This is a genomic window from Eubacterium sp. CAG:156, assembly GCF_000434315.1.
GTDB classification, from domain to species: domain Bacteria; phylum Bacillota; class Clostridia; order Lachnospirales; family Lachnospiraceae; genus Eubacterium_U; species Eubacterium_U album.
The window spans coordinates 1-4,702 of record NZ_FR878150.1 but is presented as its reverse complement, the minus strand read 5'-3'; the positions used below and the strand labels follow the sequence as shown (position 1 = coordinate 4,702).

Sequence of the window (4,702 nt, the reverse complement as noted above, 5' to 3'; positions counted from 1 at the left end):
TGATTATACATTCGCCAAACACTTTCTGCTTTTTTTGCAAGCAAAAAGCAGAAAGTGCTTGGCTCATTGTGTATAACAAAAGAGAGAAATTCTTTTCGAACTTCTCTCTAAATCTTAATCTTAATTATTCTGCGTCTGCTTTTTCAACATCAACAATTGCAGTTTTCTGCATTGGGATTCTGCAGTTTTTGTTATTACCAAATTCTACGATAACCATATCGTCCTGAACATCAATAACCATTCCGTAAAATCCACTTGTTGTAAGAATACTGTCTCCAACAGCTACACTTTCTCTAATTTCATCCTGTCTCTTTTCCTGTTTTTTCTGTGGACGAATCATTGCAAAATACATAAATCCAAAGATTACCACACACCAAACAATCATCATAACTGTTCCCATTGCACCACCTGTTGATGATGAAGCTAATAACATATCTGTCATTTTAATCCTCCTAACGCTTGTCGTTTTCTTTAAAGCCTTCTAATTTCTTTGCTTTATATTCACTATAATTTCCTGCTTCTATGGCAGCTCGAATTTCTTCCATCATTGTATTATAAAAATACAAATTATGCAACACACATAATCTCATTCCTAGCATTTCTTTTGCTTTGAGCAAATGTCTGATGTATGCACGGCTATGATGTTTACATGCAGGACACTGACATCCTTCTTCAATTGGTCTGTCATCTGTCTCATATTTTGCATTAAATAAGTTAATCTTGCCCTTATTAGTATACAAATGTCCATGGCGTCCATTTCTTGTAGGATATACACAGTCGAAGAAATCAACACCTCTATCAACTGCTTCTAAAATATTAGCAGGTGTTCCAACTCCCATAAGATAAGTTGGTTTATTCTGTGGTAAATAAGGTACCACTGATTCAAGGATTCTATACATTTCTTCATGACTTTCACCTACTGCAAGTCCACCTACTGCATATCCGTCTAAATCCATTTCAGTTATCGCTTTTGCATGTTCAATACGAATATCATCATATATTCCACCCTGATTAATACCAAACAGCATCTGATTTTTATTAATTGTATCTTCAAGACTATTTAATCTGTTCATTTCATTCTTACATCTCTCAAGCCATCTTGTTGTTCTATTTACAGATGCCTGAATATATTCTCTTGATGCAACACTTGAAGGACATTCATCAAACGCCATAGCAATTGTTGAAGCTAAATTTGACTGAATCTGCATACTTTCTTCAGGTCCCATAAAAATCTTTCTTCCATCTACATGAGACTGAAAATATACGCCCTCTTCTTTTATCTTTCTAAGTCCTGCAAGCGAAAATACCTGAAATCCACCTGAATCCGTAAGAATAGGCTTATCCCAATTCATAAACTTATGAAGACCTCCAAGTTGTTTTACAATGTGGTCTCCCGGTCGTACATGCAAATGATATGTATTTGACAATTCGACCTGAGTCTTTATCTGTTGTAAATCTTCTGTTCCTACTGCTCCCTTAATTGCTGCAGCAGTTCCTACATTCATAAATACCGGTGTCTGGATTGTACCGTGAACTGTTTCGAATTCTCCACGCTTAGCCAAACCATCAGTTTTCAATATTTTATACATAAAATTTTCTTTCCTTCTTTATGGTAATATGTGTCCGGCAGACAAATATAATTTATACCATTCTTCTCTTGAAATTTCAATATCAGATGCTTGTGCAATCTGTTTTAATCTTTCGAGATTTGTTGTTCCTGCAATCATCTGCATATTAGCCGGATGTCTTAATATCCACGCTGTCACAATTGTTGTAGGAGTCACATTATATTTTTGTGCCAATTCATCAATAACTTTGTTAAGTTCAGGGAATTTATCATTTCCAATAAACACACCTTCAAAAAATCCATACTGGAACGGAGACCAAGTCTGAATTGTTATATCGTTTAATCTGCAAAAATCAAGAACTGCTCCATCTCTATTTACAGCCCCATCAGATGACATGTTTACTTCAAGACCCTGACTAATCATATTTGAATTTGTAATACTTAATTGAAGCTGATTTGCACAAATCGGTTGCTTAACATATTTTTGAAGCAACTGAATCTGCATAGGATTCATATTTGAAACGCCAAAATTTCTTACCTTTCCACTCTTTTCTAATGTATCAAATGCATCAGCTACAACCTCAGGTTCCATTAATGCATCCGGTCTGTGAAGTAATAATGCATCCAAATAATCTGTTCCAAGTCTCTTAAGTATTCCGTCTACTGAATTAATGATGTGTTCCTTTGAAAAATCATACATAACACCCGGAACAATACCACATTTGGACTGAATAAAGAATTTTTCTCTATTTGTTGAAATGTTAAGTTTTGCTGCCTTTCCGAATAACTCTTCACAACTACCGCCACCATAAATATCTGCATGGTCAATATGATTAATACCAAGTTCCAAAGCTGTATTGATAAATTTTTCTGCTGTTTTTAAATCAAGTGCTCCTAATCTCATACAACCTAAAACGATTGCCGGTACTGATATATTTGTCTTTCCTAATTTTATCTGTTTCATTCGATTTATACCTCTCTAAATTATTACCAAATTTCATTAGTCCAATCCTTTATATAATAATGGATTTTGGTAGTTAATTCAAGGAGGTTATAATCTATATAGATTATTGAAATAAAAAAGCAGATAATATTTAGCATCATCGAATATTTGTGTTGCATAATAACTATCTACTTTTTAATAATTTCACGTAAACCGAATTTTAATATTTATTTAATTAAAATTATTTTGGTAATTTTCAAATCCTAACTCATATAAATTATTTTTTCCTGTATATAAAGCTAATAAATCTAGTCCTTCAACTCCTGCTTCAATACATTGTCTTGCCAATTGTTCAGCATCGCCATAAGGCAATCCAAACCTATCTTTAAATTTAATTGAATACACTTTTTTCTTTTTATACATATATGCATTAATAGTTGAACTTGCAGTAAAATAATTTAAGTCTTCTGAATCTTTATATACAACCACTGCCTTAACATTGTCTAATTTTTTATAATTTAAATCTAATTGCACAATATTCTCCATTTTTTTATGTTTGCTTTTATCCATTAAAATAAAACTAATTGCACAATCCCCTACATCTTCTAAATACAATGAGCACTTTCCATTTTTTATTTTTAAATCTCGTTTTATAATTTTGTTTCCATTTTTGTTTACATATCCATATTTTTTTATGTAATTTTTTATTCTTTCATAATTTTGTGCTAGTATATCTTTTTTATTTAATTCTTTATTATTGGAATCAAGTTTTATTATTGGTGACCAAATTGTTTTTATCCCTTTACTATATTCCATATTACAATTTGTTCTAGCTCTAACATAATAAGTTTTATTCTTTTTTAAACCTTTTACTTCTAAATTTTCACTTTTCGTTTTATATATTTTACTTTTTTTCTTTGGAAATTTTGCACTATCGGATACTTGAACTTCGTAATTAATTGCAACATCCATTTTTCTAATTTTTACTGTCATCTTATTTTTATTATTTTTTTTGATAGAATTAATAGACGTTCTTCCATCATATTTAGTTAAATATTCTTCTATTAAAAAAGATTCACATTCTATTGATGTTGAACTTAATGCATTAGCATCGTATATTAATTCATCATACTTTGTATTTATATTTGTTTCATCTATCATATTTTTAGATCTACCATCACCTAAATCTCCGCCTAAGCCAAAACAGATGGAATTTGCATCACAAGCTGCTTCAAAAACACAACAATATTTTTCTTTTTTACCTTTCTTTAACTGAATCCAATCGCCATACGCAATATTATCATAATTCGAGATTCTAAAAAAAATCAACTTATCACAATCAGTCGACTCTATATTAAATCTAATTTTATACGTTTTTCCCTTTTTAACATTTACATTTTTATTAATCATCTGTGCTCCCCAACATCCCCCATATCCTATTTCATCTAAATGCACTTTCCATTTGTCATCATTTTGATATATTTCAGAACCACTTGCTGCTTCATACCATCCATTATTACATCCAAAATAGCTTTCCCAATTTGCATAAGCCTCAACATTACTTCCAAATACCATAAAAAATAGCATTCCTAAAATCAAACTATAAATTTTTTTCATAATTTCCTCCATAATTATAATACAACATATTGTTTTGTTACATTTTAATTATATATGTGCATATTTAATCAGTCAACAAAAATAACAAACTTTATATTTGATTCATCTGTAATATCTTGTTATACTAATACAAGCAAATTTACAGAAGATATATTATGAATTTTACTCAAAAGTTTACACAAATTTATTTGTTAAACACTTCTGATTACAATTAGGAGGCTCATTATGTTTGGTTCAACATATGGTAATACATTAAAAATAAGCACATGGGGAGAATCCCACGGAAAAGCTTTAGGTGTTGTAGTTGACGGTTGTCCTGCCGGTCTTTCTTTATGCGAAGAAGATATTCAGGTATTTTTAGACAGAAGAAAACCAGGTCAGTCTGCTTTCACTACTCAGCGAAATGAAGGCGACCTTGTAGAGATTCTTTCAGGTGTATTTGAAGGGAAAACTACAGGAACACCTATTTCAATGATTGTGCGTAACAAAGAACAACGTTCAAAAGATTACAGCGAAATTGCAAATTATTATCGTCCGGGACATGCCGATTATACATTTGACGAAAAATTTGGTTT

General features: G+C 31.1%; 5 protein-coding genes. 1 reads left to right on the top strand and 4 read right to left on the bottom strand.

What is annotated here, in order from left to right; translation table 11 throughout:
• Positions 1 to 124: 124 nt before the first annotated feature.
• The 4 genes from yajC to ABMA45_RS04035 all read right to left on the bottom strand — a co-directional run bounded on the left by yajC (position 125) and on the right by ABMA45_RS04035 (position 4,127).
• The gene (yajC, locus tag ABMA45_RS04050; protein ID WP_346432181.1) at positions 125 to 433 is read right to left on the bottom strand and encodes a preprotein translocase subunit YajC; all 309 of its coding nucleotides are present in this window, start codon (positions 431 to 433) and stop codon (positions 125 to 127) included.
• A 19-nt stretch (positions 434 to 452) separates the two neighbouring features.
• On the bottom strand, positions 453 to 1,589 hold the full coding sequence (gene tgt / locus ABMA45_RS04045; protein ID WP_022088602.1) for a tRNA guanosine(34) transglycosylase Tgt: 1,137 nt from the start codon (positions 1,587 to 1,589) through the stop codon (positions 453 to 455).
• An 18-nt stretch (positions 1,590 to 1,607) separates the two neighbouring features.
• Entirely contained in the window at positions 1,608 to 2,531 is a 924-nt protein-coding gene (locus ABMA45_RS04040) for an aldo/keto reductase (RefSeq protein ID WP_022088601.1), read from the bottom strand.
• A 210-nt stretch (positions 2,532 to 2,741) separates the two neighbouring features.
• Entirely contained in the window at positions 2,742 to 4,127 is a 1,386-nt protein-coding gene (locus tag ABMA45_RS04035) for a hypothetical protein (protein WP_022088600.1), read from the bottom strand.
• Positions 4,128 to 4,352: 225 nt separating this feature from the next.
• Here ABMA45_RS04035 and ABMA45_RS04030 point away from each other — a divergent pair.
• The coding region (locus ABMA45_RS04030; protein WP_348029914.1) for a chorismate synthase at positions 4,353 to 4,702 on the top strand (350 nt) is incomplete at its 3' end.